The organism is Methanothermococcus thermolithotrophicus DSM 2095 (assembly GCF_000376965.1).
Lineage (GTDB): Archaea > AGJL01 > Methanococci > Methanococcales > Methanococcaceae > Methanothermococcus > Methanothermococcus thermolithotrophicus.
In genome coordinates this window covers 1-20,476 of sequence record NZ_AQXV01000028.1, presented here as the reverse complement: position 1 = coordinate 20,476, position 20,476 = coordinate 1, and the positions used below count along the sequence as shown (strand labels likewise).

The following is a 20,476-nucleotide window of genomic DNA, read 5'->3' as shown; positions in this document are numbered from 1 at the left end:
TAACATTACAATTTTCTCCAACGTACCTTCCGGCAAAATATATTTTAGATGCACTATTGAACCCTAAATAATCAATGAGTGCATATTTAAGTATTCTAGTTATTACAATATCGGCCTGCCTACCAAGAGTAGGCCTGTTTACATTGTACATATCTTCAAAACTTATATTTAAATTATTCGATCTTTTCATTGTACCCCCTATAATATTATAAAATATTATATTTTACAAAGTATCATACATGTTTATTCAAAAGGTATATATTATCATAATATAGATATATATTTTATTGTTTAATGAAATAATGATATTGGTAAATTATTATTTTGTCATAGCTATCCATATCATATCTTTATTTTCAAGATAATTTGAGAAAAAATATATTGTCAATCAAATGTATAAAATTATTAAAATCAGGGGGATATCATGGTTAAAATTATTGAGAAAAAAATAAAAGACGTGGAGCCTTTAGAAGATGCCTTATTAATTGAAGGACTTCCCGGAATAGGGCATGTTGGAAGAATAGCAGCTGAACATATTGTTCAGGAATTTAATGGGGAAAAATTCATGGAACTATACTGTGATGACTTTCCACCACAAGTCTTAGTTAACGACGACGGTACGATAGAAGTTATGAGTAATGAATTCTACATGATAAAAGAACCAGTTCCTATGATAGTTGTTTTAGGAAATACTCAGGCTCTTTCACCGGCCGGGCAGTACCATCTTTCAGAAAAAATCGTAGATATTGGAATGAAGTATGGAGCAAAAATGACCTATACTTTGGGAGGGTTTGGTATTGGAAAAATAAAAGAAACTATGAATGTTTATGTGGCTTCAACTTCCAAAGAATTAGCTGAAAAAATGAAAGAACTTGGAGCAGAATTCAGAAAAGACGGCGGGAGTATTGTGGGAGCTGCAGGTTTGATGTTAACATTTTCAAAATTAAAAGGTATTGAAGGAGTTTGTTTAATGGGGGAAACTCCTGGGTATTTAGTTGATCCAAAATCAGCAAGAGCTATCTTAGAACTGCTTTCAAAGGCAATAGGATTTGAAATAGATATGAAAGAATTGGAAGAAAGAGCAAAAGATATGGAAAAAGTCCTTGAAAAAATTAGAAAATTCGAAGAAGAGGCTGTAATGCAACAGCAAAGAGTGCCAACCGACGATGATTTAAGATATATTGGTTAATTCTTTTTTAATATTCTTTTTTGGTTTTTAATTGAAATATATTATAAATACAATCCATGGTCGTTGAGCAAACCTTCAACTTGATTTTTTAAAACGTTATCATTGGAAACTATGCCATATGGATAAACAAATACTTTATTGTCAATATTTATCCTTGGGTAGTTTATTTCAAGTGTAACTTCATCCAAGAGACATTTTTTTAAGTAGTTCGTAGTTTTTGTTAAATTCATCAATACAGGTGGATCATATGGAGGATTGTTTTTAGGTATTCTCCACCTAGTTCCGTAGTAGGATATATAATCTGGATTAACCAAAATAAAGACTTCTCCGTAGATTTCTAAAACAAGAGTCCATGAGAAGATACCTCTTGTAAATCCCAACAACCTTCCTAAATACGAAGTTTTTGGGTTATCATAACAAACTTTCAAGGTTCTTCCAACGATTCTGGAGAGAGCTTCTTTAGCGTGTATATTTTTTGGATTTGTAGGTAAGGATGTTTTTGGAAGTATATTTGTAGGTATGCATTTTGTTGGTTTTATCATATGAAGTGCGGTTAGGGGGTAAAAATAGTAATGATTCTTTTTGTTTAGCATTATGACTCCTTCGATTAATCCGTTAAAATCGCATTTTACGATTTTTCCACGGTATGTGTTAAAGGATTTATTCAGTGTAAATTCTGCAAGCGTGTTATTTTTTAAAGCATATTTCGGTTTCAAAATAAAACCTCCTTAAAAATTAGGGGGTGAAATTTTATCTTTCCCTGTCTATCCTCCAGTATAGGAAGTTCATTCCCAAGTAAATGTAGTATCCTAATATTATATATTAATAATATACAATTGAATAAATATATAATATTTGTGAAATATATTTTTTTACAGTAAATTATGCAGCATTTACATCATATCGAAAAATCGAAAAAATGTATTTATTAGTATCTAATTTTTTAATATTGAAAATAATAGTCTTAGTTTTATGATATGTAGGAATATAGATTTGTGAAAATCTAAAAAAATAAAAATTTATTGGACTTAAAATAAATTTATTCAAACAATTCGTGAAGTTTTATTTGGTATTTTCCTAATTTCCCACCGTAGTTTCCTGCAGTAATTTTCTTTACACCTGGAACTTTTACGGCAGCCAATATACCAACTTTCATAGCTTCTTTAACAGCTTCTTCATCTACACCATCGATAACAATTTCGTAAACTCCGTTTACATCTTCAGGTACTTCTGTATTTTCAACAGAATCTTTTAATGTTGGGCACATTTTTTCGTTTGTTGTAGCAGCCATGAATTTGTATTTTTCGTTGTTTGCTCCAACTTTACTTCCTGAAGCTACAATTCCACCTGGGAATGGTGTAATTGTTTTTGCAACTGTGTTTATGGCATCTACAGCAGCTTCAGCAGCTGTTAATGCAGCCATATTGTTTTCAGCCATTATAAAGAAGTTCCCACCAGCAACTCCTTTTTTAATTCCTAACTTACTTTCTACTACGAAGTCCCCTCCCATGATAGGGATTTTGTAAACAGTTCTGTCTCCAACTTTGTCTTTTTTCTCGAATCCGTCTCCAAAGAACTTTAATTTAAATCCTACCTTCAACTGTTCTTCAGCATCATCGCCCATGGCATCAAATACTGCAGTTGTAGGAGCTGTTAAAACACACTGTCCGAGTCTTTCTAATAATTGGTGTTCTAATTCGCCTTTTTTAGGGTGGCATATTTCAATTATGTATCCCGGTCTTCCATCCGGTGTTTCTGTTGGAGGGACGTATTTTTCAATACCTGCTTCAGCAGGACACATAATAACAGAACATCCAAATCCTGTAGCTTCTGTAGCTGCAATTTTTGCCAATCTTTCTGTAGCAGCCGTAATTAAAACTCTTAAAACCCATATTGGAAATCCTTCTGCAAAGGTGTCTTCTACAAATACCCCATTTAATTCCATGGTATACCTCCAATTTTTTGTATAAACCAGTAAAATATAGTGAATACTATTATTAATAATTTGTTATTTAATTTTGGAGGGGCATTTTATGATTTAAAAAATTAGTCTTTCGGTAATTCTGGTAGTATGTATTGCCTAAAATAATAAATAAAATTTATTTTTAATTTCTTATTTTTAGGTTATTTTAGATTAAATATTAAATAATTTGGCGTTCTGCAAGGTAATAACACTTAATTTTTTTAGTTTTAAGTTATTGGATTATATATATTTTACTGTATGTACTAAGTATTCATAGAACAACCATAAATCAAGAAATATTTAAAAATCCCCTGCCAATGAGGTGAGAAATCCTTAGACATTCTGGAACTTTGCTTTTTAAACGGGTTTTTTGAATTAACTTTCTAACTTCATCTTTTTCAATTCCGATATATTGAACGTAAACATCTTCAATTTTTTCAGGTTCTGGAAAGGATTTTAATAGGTTTATTTTATTGGGCAGGTCTTTGAAGTATTTTTCCAGAGCTCCGATCATCTTAGATCTATCTGGTTTCTTTTCTACCACAACTATAACTGGTTTTTTGGTTTCCTCATTTATTTTAAAAATATCTGCAATATTGAACCCTCCAAATGTGACCCCATCTAAGAATATTGCATTTATTTTCGTGTAGTGCTTGCCCTTAACAATCTGGATAATCTTTTCAGTGACGTCATTACCGTCTCTCTGGATTTTTTTGAAGTATATTCCATCGATGATCTTGTTTCCTCTGAAATAGGTTCCAATTAAAATTACCTCATCATCTTCCTTTTTAAATGATGCGTCATCTATGCCTATTACTCCGATTTCATCCTTCATATTATCATTTTTAGTTATTATTTCAAAAGGTTTTCATTAACAAATTTTACAATTTCTTCGGCTATCTTTCTCTTTTTTCCCTTTATTTCTACCATCTGGGATTTTGTTATTAGTATAACTTCGTTGTAGTCATCTCCAAAGTAATACTTTGATAGATCGTTTGCTATAATCATGTTCAAATTATATTCTTCCAATCTTTCTTTGGCTTTTTCAATAAGTTCTTCTTTTTTTAGTCCATATTCTGCTTTAAATCCTATTATTATTTTATCAGGGAATTTTTTTCTCAATTCTGCTAAAACCTTTGGATTTTTCTTTAATTTAATAACTAATTCTTCATCAGAACTTATTTTCCCTTCAAAAGTATTTTCTGGTTTGTAGTCTGAAATGGCTGCACAGGAAATTATTACATCGGCATTTTTTCCTAGTTCAAGGGCTTTATTCAGCATTTCCTCGGTTGTTGTGACTTTATGGGAGTTTATATAGTAGGAAGGTTCCATTCCAAGTCCGTTTATGACTTCAACTTCAAGACCTTCTTTACAGAATGATTCAGCCAATGAAACTCCGGTTTTTCCTGAGGACAGGTTACTTATGACTCTGACTTTATCGATAAACTCAGCAGTCCCTCCAGTTAATATTAAAACTTTTTTCTCCGAGCTCCTATTTTTATTAAGTACTTTGATAATATGCTTTGTAACATCCTCTATAGAAGATACTTTTGCTTTTTCTTCTTCCATCTTAGGTGCTATGATGTATATGTTCTTTTTTTGAGCTAAATTCGATATATGTCTCTCTTCTATTGTATCGAGCATATTTTGGTGCATTGCAGGAACAATAAAGAGTGGCTTTTTTTCAAAGAACATCATTGCCGTGGTATTAACTATATTATCCGCAATATTCAAGGATATCTTGCTTATTATGTTGGCTGTTGCAGGATATATCACCATGGCGTCACATGTGTCATATAGATAAACATGTTCGATGTTTCCAGTGATTTCGTCCATAACCTCATTTCCGCATCCAAATGTTAAAGCATATTTTCCGACTATTTTCTCAGTTTCTTCAGTCATTATACAGTAAACTTCAGCTCCGTGTCTTATAAGCTCTCTCATTAGTTTTGGAGCCTCTATTGCAGCTATGGATGAGGTTACTCCAACTACTATTTTTTTACCGTCTAAAAGCTTTGATTTTGAGTTTTTTATTCTCTTTGTTGGATGCATGATATCTACCGTTTTTTTGATGTGTCGAAATTTTTTTTATTATATTATTTCAACTTTTATAACATTTGTTTTATTTTCTCCTATAGGGTGACCTAGTGTGATTATAAATGTACCTTCTTTTATCTCCTTTTTTGCTATTTCCCTGGAGATATCTAACATTTTATCTATATGGTTGACTTCATCAACTATACATGGCGAAACTCCCCAAAACAGTTTTAGTTTTCTTAACGTTGTTAAGTTTGGTGTTGGGGCAATTATTGGAACCGTAGGCTTAAATTTGGATATTAGTATTGCAGTTTTCCCTGACCTTGTTGGGGTTATTATGATTTTTGGATCAAGTTTGTTATACAGCGTGTGTGTTGCATAGGCGATTCCTGTGGAAACAGAAGGTTCTTCTAAATTGCCATCTTTTCCAAACTTTTCTATGTTCTTTTCCGAGACTCTAGCGACTGTGTCCATTGTTCTAATGGCTTCTACTGGATATTTACCAATTGTGGTTTCATTTGAAAGCATAAGACAGTCTGTTCCATCAAATATCGCATTTGCAATATCTGTAACTTCAGCTCTCGTTGGGTATGGGTTATTTATCATTGAATCCAACATCTGAGTTGCAGTGATGGTTAATTTACCGTATTTGTTTGAAATGGCCATTATATTTTTTTGTTCAATAGGGATATACTCGATGGGTATTTCAACCCCTAAATCTCCCCTAGCTATTATAACACCATCTGCAAACTTAACGATATCTTCAATGTTATTCAACCCTTCCCTGGTTTCTATTTTTGCAATTATTGAGCTATCTCCATTATAGTCTTTTATTATATTCCTTAAATTAATTATATCGTCTTTGTTTCTTACAAAAGAGAGTGCAATGTATTCAAAATCGTTTTCAACAGCAAATTTAATGTGTTCAATATCTTCATCTGATATTATCGGCATTTTTAAAGAAGCATCTGGAAGATTTATGCCCATACCTTCTTTTACAATCCCTCCCCTTATAACTCTGGCAAAGATTAACTCATTCACGACATCTTTAACTTCAAGTTTTATTTTTCCATCGTTTATTAATATTAAATTCCCTTTATTCAATTCAACAGGGTTGTATGTTAGAATTATATCTTTTCCAATGATTGCCTCTTCACCTTCTTTTAATTCATATTTAAATGCTTTTTTTACTCTTATCTTATTCCCCTTTAGGTCCATAAGCTTTGCAATGTTATGTTTTTCCAGTACTTCTAGAACTCTTTTGATCTGATTGATTGATGCATGAGACATGTTGAACCTTACACCATCTATTGTATCAATAACTTCATCTAGTTTATTTTCTAGTGATGGGCCCATGGTAACTAAAATTTTGGTTTTCCTATGTTCTGTGGATTCATTTAACACATAATCCCCCCGTTTCTTTCATATGTGCTTAAAAGGTTTTTTATATTTTGTAAAAAAGATTATTATATGTGGGCATCTAGTGGCCATAACCAACAACATCGATAAAAGAATATATAGTTTGCAATATATTAAGAGTAAGGTTGTAAACGTGGGTGGGAAAATGTTCTCTGAAAAATATATTAAAGAGCCTTTGAATTATGCATACTCTGATCTTAAGAAGATTTTTGTAGGAGGTGTTCTTGAATTATTATCCATGGCAGGAATGATTTTTGGATTTTTCCTGATAATTATGGGAGTAATGCCTTATATGCCAGGTTTTCATATGCCTATGACATTTGGGACAGCATTTTCTGGAATTGGAGTTCTATTTGGGTTAGTGTCTCTTGTTTTAGGTGTCATATTCTCGGTTTTCGTTAATGGGTATTATATGAAAGTTATTCAAAAAACTTTGAATAATGAAGATATTCTTCCAGAATGGGATAATTTTAAAGAGTTGTTTGTGAAGGGGCTTTTGTATATAATAGGTGCTTTGCTACTATCTATGCTCTTTAGTATTCCATATGTTATTTTGGAACTTGTGGGGGTTGTTTACAATATTGACTCACTTGCATTTATATTGTTTAGCAACCTGGTGTCATTGATTATATTAATACTGAGTATACTGGTTATACCTCTTGCTATAATTAATTTTGTGGCAAAAGACAGATTTTTAGGATTTTTTCAGTTTAAAGAGATTATATCAAAAATATCGTTTGAATATGTCGGAGTATTGGTTGTAGTTGCAGTGATTTCAATGGGAGCGTTTCTATTGTGGATGATGATGATTGGGCTTATTGTAGCTGTACTGTACATTATTAATGGAATTCTAGCGGTAATGGGCTTTGCACTATTTTTACTAACCATTCCGTTTTTAAACGTATTTTTAAAAATATTCTCGTTTAGATGTTATGGAAAATATTACTGTAGTGCAACGCAAAATAAATAGGAAAATAAAATAAAAGAAAAAGGTAGTAATAATTGATTATGGTTTAAACTCTCCTTTTTCTATTCTTTTCTTTAGTTCTTTAGCGAGTTTTAATGCTCTTTCTCTATCGGACTGTCTGCAGGTTACTGGAATTCTCAAAACACTGTTTCTTTTCATTTGATATATTCCATAAGGACAGGAATCGACACATACTCCACAACCAACACAATCTTCATTTGGAAGTCTTCTACCGCCTAAGTGGTCGATTCTTTTAATGGCTTTTGTTGGGCACATCTTTTCTGCATTACAGTTATCGCAATTTCTACATCTGTGTACATTTACCCTAGGTCTGAACTCTGCACCTTCCCAAGCTTCTGAATACTTTCCATTATCAATTATCTCCCTACCTATAACATTTGTTAATGGAAGGCCAATATCTTCGTCAAGAGTTTTTAAATATTCTTTATTCTCTTCATTAACTTCAATTGGGACTGCAATTGTATTGAAAATCTCAACACCGCCTGATGTTATAAAACCACCAAGGTAGTAAGGATCCATTTCGTGCATGTCTGCGGATATCATTATATTTGGCTTTTTCTCAGAATGTCTTGTACCAAAACCTAATATAACACCTTCTGAACCATTTAATAGGATTCTCTTTCCTAAGAGTTCTTTTTCATCAACTTTCATGTTTTGAAGTGGGTTGAGCTCACCACAACCTGAAAATGAAACCTCTCCTTTTTGTAACATCCTTCTGTGGAATATGGTTTTAACTGGATCTCCAAGATTTGTAACTGCAACGTAGTTTTTAAATGCCATCCTAGTACCTATCATTCTTGCAGTAGGAATTTCATCCAATGTTAATGTTTTTTCAAATGTCTTTCCTTCACTTTCAACTTTTACATCAACTTCTTTTCCGGCTATCAAATCCTTGAATAAAAATCCTCCGCCGTAATTCCCATTGTAGGTAGTTCCAAATACAACGGCATCCACACTTCCAAGGAATTCATTAGGGCATGGTCCAACATGACCTTCAATACCGTTCATATAGATTTTTTCAGCTTTTCTAAATCTTTCACCTATAGGGATGTAGAAAACCGCCATAGTTCCAGACATTATTCCGCATGTTGCAGAAGTTACAATGTCTATTTCGTCGATTTTGTCTTCTTCATTGTTTCTAATCATTTTTTTTAGTTCATCAACTGTAACAACGACTTTATCCATGATAATCACCTTTCCGAGTAAGCGAGGAGAGCTATGAAAATTCGATTTTTATTCAATCTCCAAGTATAATAATATGAGCTACGAAACCGAAGGCTTCACCTATTCTAATAAAATATGGTTAAGTTTTAAAACTGAAGGTTTTATAGGTATAAGGGCAGGACAAATATTTATATGTAATTAATAATGTTTTCTATTTTTACACATAATTAATGGTGTTCTTGCTATATTAATTTTTATGGAGGTAGAATATGAAACTTAATCTTAAAGTTCCACAGTGGCACTATAGCATGCTTTTGGATGATGATAGAGTAGCTATTTTTAAGGAAGCCATTGAAAGAACCGTTAAAGAAGGAGATGTTGTTTATGACTTAGGGACTGGAAGTGGAATATTGGCCATGATTGCAGCTCAAAAGGCTAAAAAAGTTTATGCCATAGAGCTAGATCCAATAACTGTAGAATATACCAAGGAAAACATTGAAAATAATGGATTTGATAATATAGAGGTCATAGAAGGAGATGCAAGGGATTATGTATTTAAGGAAAAAGCAGATGTTGTAGTTGCCGAGCTACTTGATACTGCACTTATAACCGAACCTCAAGTTCCAGTAATTAACTCCATTATAAAAAAAGGGTTAATTAAGGATTCAGGTAAAATTATTCCAGAAGAAGTATACAATACTGTACAGCTTGTTGAAGCCAAAATGGGTCATATATACTATGATGAAGAGGTTAAATCAAAATCGATTTCGCAGGAAGTCCTCTATGACACAATTAATTTTTATAAAATAAACAACGAAAAGGTTTCCTATTGTTTAAAGTTTGAAGTGTTTGAAGACTGTGATTTTTTAGGAATAAGACTCAATACATATACTAAATTAATTGACAACATAGTTTCAGGGAGTACGCCAATGCTAAATCCTCCTTTGGTAATTCCATTAAATAAACCTGTAAAAAAAGGAATGGTTGAGATTAAACTATCCTATAGAATGGGTGGGGATTTGGAGAGTATAAAGGTTAACCTGATTTAATGCAACATCTATTGGGATGGTGAGATTATAGAAAAAATTGGAATACTCTGTCATAGAAAAACCCCTGAGAATATAATGATCTATGAAGAATTTAAAAACAGAGGTACAGATGTCGATTTTTTAGATGTTATGGATTTAATATGTGGAACCGAAAAATACGAATATGATTTAATAGTTTCAAGGGTAGAAAGGGACTATTTAACTGAAGGTATTTATGCACTTAAACACTTTGAAAACGAAGAGGTATCTGTAATAAACTCTTCAGAAGCTATAGAAACCTGCCAAAATAAGTATTTAACTTATTTGAAATTAAAAGAATACATGCCAAAGTCTTTTTTGACCTACACAGAGGACTTTGAGAAAATAAAAGAAACACTGAATAAAAATGGTTTTGAGTTTCCAGTTGTAGTTAAGCCAGTATATGGAGGATATGGAAACGGTGTTTTAAAGGTCAACAATCTTGAAGAGCTAAAGAATATTTTCGAGCTCCTAAGATTTAATAAAAAAGAGATTTTTATTCAAGAGTATGTTCCATACAAACACGACATAAGGGCCTTTGTTGTTGGAGATAGTATAGTTGGTGCAATGGAGAGGATTCCAAAAAACGACTGGAGGGCAAACTATTCTTTAGGGTGCGATATAAGGGAGTTTAAATTAAATGATACTATTGAAGACATGGTTTTAAAATCAGCTGAAAAATTAGGGGCAGATATAGTAGGTATTGATGTATTAATAGATGGTAATCAAATTTACATCTTAGAGGCAAATATAACCCCTCAATTTAGGGGTATGATGAATTTTGTTAATATTCCAAAAGAGATTGTTAATTACTGTTTAAAACAGATATAATAAAATAAATACATGTATTATATATTTTCTGTAAATATTTTTCTAACCTCATCCAAAGCCTCTGTTTTTGCTAAAACCAAGATTCTATCATGCGGTTTTAATTCGGTCTTTCCGTCAGGTATTTTTAACTCTTCCCCATCATATATTGCTATTATTAAATAATCTTGATTCTTTTCAAGGTCCATTATTTTTTTATTGGCTATACGCGACTTGGGGGGAATAATAAGCTCTAAAATTTCTGCATCTCCTCTACCAACTATGGCAAGATCTACAACTCCAGGTCTGTCAATTAGTTTTTCAATGTAGTTAGCTGCTACAAGTTCTGGACTTACTACAACATCTATTCCAAGACTCTCAAACACCCCTTTGTATTCAGGTTCATTAACTCTTGCAATGGTTTTTTGTACATTGTAATTCTTTGCTATCAGGGAGCTCATTAGGTTTATTTCCTGCTTTCCAGTAACTGCAATAAACATGTCTGCGTCATCAATCCCTGCACTTTCTAATGTTTTGATCCGTGTACAATCGCCGTTTATTACTAAAGCATCAATTTCACTGGCGATATCCTCACAGACTTTTTTATCAGTGTCCAAGAGGACCAAGTCGTGACCCTTTCCAGATAAGGATTTTGCAAGGGTACTTCCTACCCTTCCCATTCCAGCAATGATTATATACATAGAATATCCCCACGTTTTCATTATTAATTGTCGAGATCGAAACAATCGGAGCTCACGAAGTGAGCGTTATAAAAACCTAACGGTTGAACAAAAACTCTTCGAGTTTTTATAGCCCGCCACTATCGTGTCGGTTTTCGAATCCAGTAGGTTTTATAGCCCGCCACTATCACCGAGCGAAGCGAAGGTGAGCTACATCCACCGCAACATAGTTGCGGGGAGGTTGAATAATCGTAGATTATTCAACCAATCCGAAGGATTTGTTCAATCGTGGTGGTTTTCAAAACCCCTAACGGGAAGAGCTATGAAAATCCCGTAAGGGATTTTCATTCATAGTCCCAAATAATTATTATAAAGTGCGTATTATATTCTTCATTTTTTAAGAATTATTTTTTCGTAGTATTCGTCGTAGGCACCATGGAAGTGAGGTAGTTCTTTAAACAATTCATCCTCCAATTTTGTTATATTTAAATAATCCTCATAAGTTACAAATGCCATTAATTTTCTATTCCAAGCTTCTTTGCATTTAAGACTGCACGGTATGAATCCAGATGGTAAAATTATTGCATAGGTGTTTTCATCTATATTCATTTCATCTATTTCTTTTAAATGATCCCTATCTATTCCAAATCTTGCATTCTCTGAAAAAGATATTATACAACATTTTGGATAATCCAGTAATTCTCCAAGTTCATAATCATCCAATCTTCTGTAGATCCCCAATTCAGAGGAAACCATTGGATCTATTGCCGGTCTAATCTTAGGATTATATTTCTCAACTATTTCAATCTGTTTATTTAGTCTGGCTATTATGTAGTCAAATTTTTCATCATCCATTCTTTTTATATGGTTTTCAAGTGCTTTGGATTCTGTTTTTTCTTCCCTTATTTCCATTATTTTTTCAAGAATTTGTTTTATATGATCTCCGGCATTCATGGTATTTCACTCTTCTTAAATTTTAAGTGCGATAATATAGTATCAGTCAGTATCAATCAAAATTATTATTTTCAAAAACCTTAGACATGCAACCGCCTATAAATCCTGCAAGGGCGTCATCCAAAAATACAAGACCTTCTTTATCAAGAGCTCCTATGATACCTGGTTTTTTAGCATCATAATGCCTGAAATTAAAAATCCCTTTAGTTCCTGCTATTTCATTTGCTAAGGCCATTCCTATAACTTCATCCACGTATATGTAGTTTGGATCGCTTTCATAGTCAAATGGGAGGTTTCCATTCTTCCCTTCTTCTTCCAATTTTATGGCTGCTATTATTAAGGTTGATACATTTGGGTTATTTAGGTTTTCTACAATTATTTTTTCTAATTTTGATCTAATAGCATCTTTCTCATTTTCTTCACAGATACAGAGCTCCATTCCACTATCCAGCATATTAATAATATCAATCTTATAAGTTTTTAAAAGTTTTAAAACTTTATCTCCCGACATATTTTTATTTAATGAATCGCATTTATTTTTTGAAGAAGATGACTTTTTCATTTAAAAACACCTTGATTATATAAGTCCTTGATTGCATAAAGTATTACATAGTTATTCTCAATATATAAACCATAAATTATCATAAATTTATTATAATTATGATATATAATTAAATCAGGTTTAAATTGAATTTATCCAAATAATAGAGCAGTAGTAAAACGTTTAGAAAACGTTTAGTATATAATATTTAACATGTAATAAAATATATGAATATGCTACTATTATTGACAATATACGGAGATGAACCAAATTATGAGTAAGGGAGTCTATGAAGTTTTAGAGACGATGTACGCACTTAAAAGGCAAAAAAATATAATATACTTTGTAACGTTCATATTTTTCTCAACATTTATTGTATCCTATATACTGTTGTACTTGGATGTTGCATGGATTAACTCCTACGGGTCTTTACTATATGATAGCTTTTTAAGCAAAGTAGATAGTTTTAATATTTCAGAAGGAGGTAGTTTAAGAATAATATCTGTAATCTTAGGGAATAACATACTTGTGGCACTCTTTAATTACGTTCTAATGATATTTTCCATTGTAAATATAATGTTGAATGCCTTTTTACTCTCTTATGTGCTCCATATCTCTGAAACTTTGAAATTTATACTTCTTGTGACTCCCCACGGCATTGTGGAAATTCCTGCATTAATACTCTCTGGAAGTTCGGGTATTCTGTTGTTCATAGCTTTGATTAAAAAATTTGGAAAACTTCTGAAGGGGTCAAAGAGCTCTGAAACTGGATCAGAAATATATAAAATCTACTACCATGACTCGTTAAGAATACTCGGAGTTTCAATAGTTTTATTTGTTATTGCAGCCATTATTGAAGGTACAATAACATATCAAATTGCACAAATCCTTTAGATTTGCTAATTTACTCACTTCGCTCGTAAATTGCACAAATCCTTTAGATTTGCTTATTCCCAACTACCTATGTTAGAGCTATAAAGAATTACAAATTTTGTAATACATATGTTAATATTTGAGATTGTTATAGTATTATTTTATATTATTATAATTATTTATTTATTAAACCATTAACCATATTACTCATTAACCTATCAACTTATCAATTGTTACAATTATTATTGTGGTGTTGTCATGTTAGAACCTGTATTTTATGATATTGGAAGAATATGTAAAGAAAAAAATGTACCAAACACTCCGGATTCCCCTAAATATACTCCAAAGTTTATCGATTTTAATATCGATATACCGCCGTTAGGTATGTTAAAGGTGCCATTCGACTGTCCAAAAGAAGTTGCGGAAGAATTGATGGAACTAAATAGGCAGGAAACAGGAAAAATAGGGGATTTGAAATATCAGATAATAAATTTTGGTAAATATTTCGATCTGGCAAATGTTGAAGATGCTGACCTTTATGTTGTTGCAGATGGAAGAAGACTTATTAAAAGAAGAGAATTGATTGAAATAATTCCAAAACTCAGGGAGAAGATATCCCCTAACTCAGGGATTTACTTCCCTGGGGCTTTACCCTGGGAAATTCCACTTTTAGTGTATTTGGGTGTTGATTATTTCGATAGTACATCTGCAAAGTACTATGCATCCTTAGGATGTAAATTTACAAAGAATAGGATGATATCTACTAAGAAAAGTTTTAAAGAATTATGCGAATACAACGAATCCGTTTTAGAGGATATTTTAGAAGAGGTAAAATACTGTATAAAAGAAGGTTCTTTAAGAAATCTAGTAGAGGAGACTACAGTTTCAGATCCTTATTTAAGGGCAAACTACAGAAGGTACACTCCGGACATTAGAAATATACCACTATCCAAAGGCAAAAAAATAATGGTTACAATTGATGAAACCAGAATTCCAGAAGTTAAGAAATATATTGAAAGGGCTAAAAACTATGATCCATTTACCAACGTTGTTGTATTATTACCGTGTTCATCAAAAAAACCTTATTCCTATTCAAAATCCCACCAGCTGTTTATCAATGCTATAAATTCTGCAGGTTTTCCTGTAGAGGAGCTCATACTAACATCCCCTTATGGGGTAGTGCCTAGGGCATTGGAAGGAGTTGTAGATTACGATATACCAGTAACTGGGGAGTGGAGTACTGAAGAAATAGAATTTATAAACAAATATCTTAGAAACTATATTGAAAGAGCCAAAAATAAGTTTGGAGACGTTAAAATAATTGCCCACCTTCCAGAACATTATATGGAAATTTTAGACCTTGAAAACTTGGATTATATAAAAACTGCTGAAGATAATCCGACCTCCGATGAATCCTTGAGAAATTTAAAAGACACCCTTAAAGAAATTAAAAATGAATATTTGAAGGATACTGATTTAGGTACAAAACATCAACAGAGAATCCATAACTACCAGGAACTTGCAAAATTCCAGTTTGGAAAAAACTTTATACCTGACGACGTAGTTGTAAAAGGAAGGCATAGGAAATTTTTCATTAAGAAAGATGGGAAACAGATTCAAATTTGTTCATTGAATGAAGAAAATGGATTGTTTGTTTTAACCGCTGATGCAGGGGAGCTCCTTGGAAAAGTAAATTGGGTTGAAGTGAACTTTGAGGTTAAAAAAGGTGGTTCATTATTTGCACCGGGGTTCAAAGACTGCGATGAAAATATATCTGTAAATGATGAAGTTGTTATTGTAAAGGATGATAAAGTAATTGGGGTAGGTAGAGCTTTAATGAGTGGTGCCGAGATGAAAAAGGCGAGGCACGGAGCTCTTGTAAATATCAGGCATATTAAATGATTAAGGGAACTCAAGGAGTTCTCCCTATTAATTGTGTCGATTAATAAAATCGATTGTACTGCTCCACTTTTCCTTTATCATTATGCATGAATTCCCTTCACTGAATGGATGTAACGGTATATATTAAGTTTAGTGAAAATATGGATAACATGACAAACAAAAAACTAAAAAAACTTGCAGAATTAATACTTTTAAAGGACAGTCAGTATATTGAAAATTCAAAATTAAAAGAATGTCTTAAAAAATATATTGGAATCTATAATGAAATATGTATTTTAGAGGCCACTTTAAAAGATTTGGATAAGGATTCTGTTAATGTAAAAGAAATACAGTTCTTAAGTAGGGAAATACAAGCATACATGGATAAAGTAAATGAAGTTGAACAGCACCTGAATAATTTAAATAAATACAAAAAAATTTCAAATTATAATGATTTGAAGAGATGTATTAAAAAAATGAAAAATCTCAATATCTCCATCGACGACAGTTTGAAATGGGATATTTACAATAGGATAATTACTTTAGAAAAAGAGATTAGGTGTATTGAACGAGAATTGGAATTAATAATTTTAAATTACGCTTTAAGTAACACCGATTTTGATAAAAAAATAAACAACTGTAATAATGATGATATGTTTGATATATTGTATGATGAAGTAATATCTTATTTGGAAAAAGACGATCAATAACTTTTTTCACAATATAATTTAAATATAAAATCCAGGAAGGCCCCCTAGAGCTAATCGTAAGATTTAACATGGCCCTATTACATTTGGAAAAGGTGATATTATGGATGACATTTCGTACAGAAAAATTGTGGCAATGGTTGATGAAGGTCTGGGTTTAATAGAATTGGTAGAAGAGCACCCCTGTCCAAGTGGATCCCACTGGATAGTGTACCAATATACAAGGACATCTCCACTTATAATTTCTGCGTGGAGGGATGGAAATAAACACCATTTTATTCTTAAGATAGGTAAATGTAAGTTAAATTTGATTCCATCCCTATCTGCAGCAGGTATTGAAGAAGTTAAGGTTGAGGAAGACAAGGTTCACATAGTATATGCAGGTTTAGCAGGTGCAGGTGTAGGAACGGAATTAAGAAAAAATGCAAAAAATGTTATTGCGACAAACTTAATCCAAAAAGGCGGCGGTTCAAAATTAGGGAAGGCAGAGGTTGTAACCCCAAAGATGGAAAAAGTTACAATTGGAATTGATGATACCGATACAAAGGAAGAAGGAGCTACATGGGTTTTAGCCAATGAAATAGGAAAGATAATTGAAAGAGAAGGTATTGGGTACTATATGGACCATACCATAGTTCAGCTATACCCTGGAAACCCAAATAAAACTCAAAACTGCGTTTCAATAGCTTTAACACTGGCAATCTATCCAAAGTATAAGTATGAAATAGGAAAGTTTGTTAAGGACTTGCTTAAAGAAAAGAGTCTTTCAAAGGAAACTGCAATGGCAATATACTATGGTATTACCCCTTCAAAGAGTATGAAATTATTCACCTGTAAAGCAAAAAGAGGTATGGTTTCAATAGAAGAAGCTAAGGCTGTAGCAATGAGAAATAGCATTGATATAATAAAAGTTAATGGAGATGGGGGTATTATTGGGGCAGTTGCAGCATTGGGGCTCGCAGAACATCATGAGGATGCTGCAAAGCTTCCTGAAGAATTCATATAATTTAATATCCAATAATGATTATATATTGGATATACCCTTAGTAAGGTTTAAATCCATATTTTAAGTAAAACTTTTTTTAATATATTTATATATTTTTCATTAGCTTTAATATTTATTTTTAATGATATGGTGTGTATTTTACATATTAGCTAAAACAGGTGAAAGTTTGATAACGCCTTGGGAAGTTTCGGATGATATTGACTATAAAAAAACCATGGAAAATTTCGGCATAAAACCAATTAAAGATTTAATTGATAGAATTGGAGATCCGCACTACCTTATGAGGAGAGGTATTGTATTTGGACATAGGGACTTTGAGAAAATACTGGATGCGATGGAAAAAGGAAAAGACTTCACGGTAGTTAGCGGAATGATGCCCTCTGGTAAGATGCATTTTGGTCATAAAATGATAGTTGATCAGCTCCTATATTATCAAAAATATGGTGCTGATATATACATTCCAATTGCAGATTTGGAGGCTTACTGGGCAAGAGGCATGGACTTTGAAACTACTAGAAAATTGGCTATAGAGGAATACATAACCAATTATATAGCCCTTGGGCTTGATCCAGAAAAGATAAATGTATATTTGCAGTCAAAAAATGAGAAAGTTAAAGATTTGGCAATGATTTTATCAAAAAAGGTCAATTTCAATGAAATGAGAGCAATTTATGGGTTTGGCGGGGAAACAAATATTGGACATGTTTTTGCCCCAATTATACAGGTTGCAGATATTTTACATCCCCAATTGGATAAAAGAGCTCCGGTTTTAGTTCCTGTTGGCATAGACCAAGACCCGCATATAAGATTAACAAGGGATTTAGCAGGTAGATTTAAAGAATATAAGTTTATTCCACCATCATCAACATACCATAGATTTATGACTGGATTGTTGGGCGGAAAAATGAGCTCGTCAAAACCTGAAACCGCGATATTTTTAAGTGACAAACCATCTAAATCCCTTAGGAAAAAGGTCATGTCATGCAAAACAGGCGGTAGAGAAACCTTAGAAGAGCAGAAAAAGCTGGGTGGAGTTCCTGAAGAATGTGTAGTTTACGAGCTCTACACATACCACCTAATGAAGGATGATAGAGAACTTGTGGAAGTCTATGAAAAATGTAAAAATGGGGAGCTCACCTGCGGTCAGTGTAAAAAATCCTGTTATGAAAAAATTGTAGAGTTTTTAAACGATTTAAGTGAAAAAAGAGAAGCTGCAAAGGAAATTGCTGAAGAAATTATAAAATAAATAATTACGTTATTTAATATTGTATTTATTTTTTCGGTTTATTTTATCATTTCAATCAATTTATCTTTTGAAATATTATTCCATTTAGATACACTTGATAATATGCTATTTAGCGTCCCTTTCGCCAATTCTTCATGGTTTGGAATTGTAATATTATGAATGCCATTTTCCGTGTTTTTACTTAATCTAATGTGGCTTCCTTTTTGTCTAACTATCTCATACCCCATAGTATTTGTTAGAACTTTAATTAATTTATTGCCCGAAATTCTTGGAAGTTTAACCAATAGGGGCCACCTCTATTTCAGACATTGATAATATAGTAATATGCTTTCCTGACTGAATATCTTCTTCAAAATGCACTTCAACAGCTTCTTTTATATTGTCCATTAACTCATCCAATGTTTTCCCCTGTGTGAATATATCGACTCCAATACCTTCTGCACACCAATATTCCCCATCTTTGTATATTTCAAATTTAACCAGCATTTTCTCACCGCATAATATAAATTACTTTTAAATATATTATTCTTTAATACATATTTATTAGTTATGCTGGTGAGCTCATGATAAAAATAGTTTATATCACAAAAAACGGTGAGATTTTAGCAAATAAGATTAAAAACATTTTAGATTATTGTTTTTATGATAACGAGGTTTATCATTCAAAAAATTTAACAATTAACGGGAATGAAAAGGGATTTATATTTATAATGGCTACAGGTATTGTTTTGAGAAAATACATTGATAAAATAAAGAACGATAAAACAAAAGACCCGTTTGTAATAGTTTGTGATGAGCTCGGTAAAAATATAATGCCTATTTTATCAAATCACTTAGGCGGTGGAAACTATTTTTCTAATTTAATCGGAAGGGAGTTAAAAGGAAACATTGTTTTTACCACTGCAACCGACATAAATAATAAAATTGGCATTGATGAACTTTCCAATATTTATTTTTTAGATGTGCCAGAGAAAAAGGATATTTTAAAGATAAATAAAAAGGTTTTAAATGAAAAAGTTGATTTAATCCTTCCTAATGACTGGAAACCGATAAAAAATGTATTAAACACATATAATGTAGAGTACCACAATAAAAAATTCGTTGTTGTAGATGGCGATATAGTTTTAAATCCAAAAAAGATTGTTGTTGGTATCGGAGCTCGGAGAGATATTAAAACCTATAAAGTATATTGGGCAGTTAAAAAGGCGTTATTTTTAAGGGATATTCCAGTTTGGCGAATAGATGCCTTTGCCACCGTTGATGTTAAAAAGGATGAGAAGGGAATTTTGGATGCAGTTAAAAAATTTAAAAAAGAGTTATTTATAATTAATAGGGATAAAATAAATGAAGTTTATAAATTTAGAAACGATTTAATAAAATCCGATTTTGTTTTTAAAACCATAGGGGTTTATGGAGTTTCTGAGCCAGTTTCTGTATTGGGTGTTGAAAAATTAGCTGATAAAAATATAAGAGATATTGAATTGATTTTAAAGAAATTTAAAAAAGATGGGGTTTCTGTTTCTATTGCCGTTGGATGATGTTATTAATATTTTTAATATTATATATTAGTTTTTCTAATTTTGCTTTCTTGCTTTTATATGCTATTTGATAATCAACCAGTAAGAAAAATAGGTTAAAAATAGAAAGACATATAAACTAGTAAAACCATAAAAAAAGGTAGAAAGCATAGGGTCTGAAAGACACATCCATTAAAACAAGGATGGAAACCAATATCTTTTATTTCTTTTATTTCTTCCATATGTCTGAAAGACTCATCCATTAAAACAAGGATGGAAACTCATACCTATCTAAATAAATTGCTTCATCTAATAATGTCTGAAAGACACATCCATTAAAACAAGGATGGAAACATAATAATATTTTCAGAAGATATTGCACCTGTATATGTCTGAAAGACACATCCATTAAAACAAGGATGGAAACCTGGAAACGG

21 protein-coding genes and 1 pseudogene are annotated in these 20,476 nt (G+C 32.1%); 10 read left to right on the top strand and 12 right to left on the bottom strand.

What is annotated here, in order from left to right; genetic code table 11:
- Positions 1–190, bottom strand: a pseudogene (locus F555_RS0101515) (hypothetical protein); the annotation flags it as partial.
- A 234-nt stretch (positions 191–424) separates the two neighbouring features.
- Here F555_RS0101515 and F555_RS0101510 point away from each other — a divergent pair.
- On the top strand, positions 425–1,189 hold the full coding sequence (locus F555_RS0101510; protein WP_018153460.1) for a proteasome assembly chaperone family protein: 765 nt from the start codon (positions 425–427) through the stop codon (positions 1,187–1,189).
- A gap of 41 nt (positions 1,190–1,230) precedes the next feature.
- Here the strand turns inward: F555_RS0101510 and F555_RS0101505 are convergent, their stop codons facing one another.
- From F555_RS0101505 to pyk, 5 genes are all read right to left on the bottom strand, one after another.
- Positions 1,231–1,905 carry a hypothetical protein gene (locus F555_RS0101505; RefSeq protein WP_018153459.1) on the bottom strand — a complete coding sequence of 225 codons (675 nt, stop codon included), beginning with the start codon at positions 1,903–1,905 and terminating at the stop codon, positions 1,231–1,233.
- Between the two features lie 323 nt (positions 1,906–2,228).
- Positions 2,229–3,134: a formylmethanofuran--tetrahydromethanopterin N-formyltransferase gene (gene fhcD / locus F555_RS0101500; RefSeq protein WP_018153458.1), complete on the bottom strand. Its 906-nt coding sequence runs from the start codon at positions 3,132–3,134 to the stop codon at positions 2,229–2,231.
- A 307-nt stretch (positions 3,135–3,441) separates the two neighbouring features.
- A complete protein-coding gene (locus tag F555_RS0101495) occupies positions 3,442–3,987 on the bottom strand; it encodes an endonuclease dU (RefSeq protein ID WP_018153457.1) in 546 nt (181 codons plus the stop codon).
- Between the two features lie 17 nt (positions 3,988–4,004).
- On the bottom strand, positions 4,005–5,204 hold the full coding sequence (gene coaBC / locus F555_RS0101490) for a bifunctional phosphopantothenoylcysteine decarboxylase/phosphopantothenate--cysteine ligase CoaBC (protein WP_018153456.1): 1,200 nt from the start codon (positions 5,202–5,204) through the stop codon (positions 4,005–4,007).
- 39 nt (positions 5,205–5,243) lie between these two features.
- The gene (gene pyk / locus F555_RS0101485; RefSeq protein ID WP_018153455.1) at positions 5,244–6,593 is read right to left on the bottom strand and encodes a pyruvate kinase; all 1,350 of its coding nucleotides are present in this window, start codon (positions 6,591–6,593) and stop codon (positions 5,244–5,246) included.
- A 160-nt stretch (positions 6,594–6,753) separates the two neighbouring features.
- Between pyk and F555_RS0101480 the strand changes: the two genes are divergently transcribed.
- Positions 6,754–7,578: a DUF4013 domain-containing protein gene (locus tag F555_RS0101480; RefSeq protein WP_018153454.1), complete on the top strand. Its 825-nt coding sequence runs from the start codon at positions 6,754–6,756 to the stop codon at positions 7,576–7,578.
- A 36-nt stretch (positions 7,579–7,614) separates the two neighbouring features.
- Here the strand turns inward: F555_RS0101480 and F555_RS0101475 are convergent, their stop codons facing one another.
- Entirely contained in the window at positions 7,615–8,781 is a 1,167-nt protein-coding gene (locus F555_RS0101475) for a methanogenesis marker 16 metalloprotein (RefSeq protein ID WP_018153453.1), read from the bottom strand.
- A gap of 248 nt (positions 8,782–9,029) precedes the next feature.
- On the opposite strand from F555_RS0101475, the gene F555_RS0101470 reads away from it, so the two are divergent.
- Both F555_RS0101470 and F555_RS0101465 read left to right on the top strand, forming a co-directional pair.
- Complete coding sequence (locus F555_RS0101470; RefSeq protein WP_018153452.1) at positions 9,030–9,809, top strand: 50S ribosomal protein L11 methyltransferase; 780 nt, start codon at positions 9,030–9,032, stop codon at positions 9,807–9,809.
- Positions 9,810–9,836: 27 nt separating this feature from the next.
- Positions 9,837–10,658: an ATP-grasp domain-containing protein gene (locus F555_RS0101465; protein WP_040682753.1), complete on the top strand. Its 822-nt coding sequence runs from the start codon at positions 9,837–9,839 to the stop codon at positions 10,656–10,658.
- A gap of 17 nt (positions 10,659–10,675) precedes the next feature.
- On the opposite strand, the gene F555_RS0101460 is transcribed toward F555_RS0101465, so the two are convergent.
- The 3 genes from F555_RS0101460 to F555_RS0101450 form a co-directional block, all read right to left on the bottom strand.
- Positions 10,676–11,335: a potassium channel family protein gene (locus F555_RS0101460; RefSeq protein ID WP_018153450.1), complete on the bottom strand. Its 660-nt coding sequence runs from the start codon at positions 11,333–11,335 to the stop codon at positions 10,676–10,678.
- Positions 11,336–11,704: 369 nt separating this feature from the next.
- Positions 11,705–12,268 carry a DUF483 domain-containing protein gene (locus F555_RS0101455; RefSeq protein ID WP_018153449.1) on the bottom strand — a complete coding sequence of 188 codons (564 nt, stop codon included), beginning with the start codon at positions 12,266–12,268 and terminating at the stop codon, positions 11,705–11,707.
- A gap of 52 nt (positions 12,269–12,320) precedes the next feature.
- A complete protein-coding gene (locus tag F555_RS0101450; protein ID WP_018153448.1) occupies positions 12,321–12,830 on the bottom strand; it encodes a phosphatidylglycerophosphatase A in 510 nt (169 codons plus the stop codon).
- Between the two features lie 252 nt (positions 12,831–13,082).
- On the opposite strand from F555_RS0101450, the gene F555_RS0101445 reads away from it, so the two are divergent.
- The 5 genes from F555_RS0101445 (at position 13,083) to F555_RS0101425 (ending at position 18,522) form a co-directional block, all read left to right on the top strand.
- Entirely contained in the window at positions 13,083–13,703 is a 621-nt protein-coding gene (locus tag F555_RS0101445) for a stage II sporulation protein M (RefSeq protein ID WP_018153447.1), read from the top strand.
- A gap of 237 nt (positions 13,704–13,940) precedes the next feature.
- Positions 13,941–15,584: an archaeosine synthase subunit alpha gene (gene arcS / locus F555_RS0101440; protein ID WP_018153446.1), complete on the top strand. Its 1,644-nt coding sequence runs from the start codon at positions 13,941–13,943 to the stop codon at positions 15,582–15,584.
- A 140-nt stretch (positions 15,585–15,724) separates the two neighbouring features.
- On the top strand, positions 15,725–16,273 hold the full coding sequence (locus F555_RS0101435; protein WP_018153445.1) for a hypothetical protein: 549 nt from the start codon (positions 15,725–15,727) through the stop codon (positions 16,271–16,273).
- A 100-nt stretch (positions 16,274–16,373) separates the two neighbouring features.
- Entirely contained in the window at positions 16,374–17,276 is a 903-nt protein-coding gene (mmp11, locus tag F555_RS0101430; protein WP_018153444.1) for a methanogenesis marker protein 11, read from the top strand.
- A 166-nt stretch (positions 17,277–17,442) separates the two neighbouring features.
- Complete coding sequence (locus F555_RS0101425; protein ID WP_018153443.1) at positions 17,443–18,522, top strand: tryptophan--tRNA ligase; 1,080 nt, start codon at positions 17,443–17,445, stop codon at positions 18,520–18,522.
- A gap of 38 nt (positions 18,523–18,560) precedes the next feature.
- Here F555_RS0101425 and F555_RS0101420 read toward each other — a convergent pair whose 3' ends face one another.
- Positions 18,561–18,806 carry a type II toxin-antitoxin system HicA family toxin gene (locus F555_RS0101420; protein WP_018153442.1) on the bottom strand — a complete coding sequence of 82 codons (246 nt, stop codon included), beginning with the start codon at positions 18,804–18,806 and terminating at the stop codon, positions 18,561–18,563.
- Positions 18,799–19,008: a type II toxin-antitoxin system HicB family antitoxin gene (locus F555_RS0101415; RefSeq protein ID WP_018153441.1), complete on the bottom strand. Its 210-nt coding sequence runs from the start codon at positions 19,006–19,008 to the stop codon at positions 18,799–18,801. Before F555_RS0101415 ends, F555_RS0101420 begins: the two co-directional genes overlap by 8 nt.
- A 77-nt stretch (positions 19,009–19,085) precedes the next feature.
- Between F555_RS0101415 and F555_RS0101410 the strand changes: the two genes are divergently transcribed.
- Positions 19,086–20,060 (top strand): cobalt-precorrin 5A hydrolase, encoded by a 975-nt coding sequence (locus F555_RS0101410; protein ID WP_018153440.1) that lies wholly within the window; start codon positions 19,086–19,088, stop codon positions 20,058–20,060.
- Positions 20,061–20,476 lie beyond the last annotated feature (416 nt).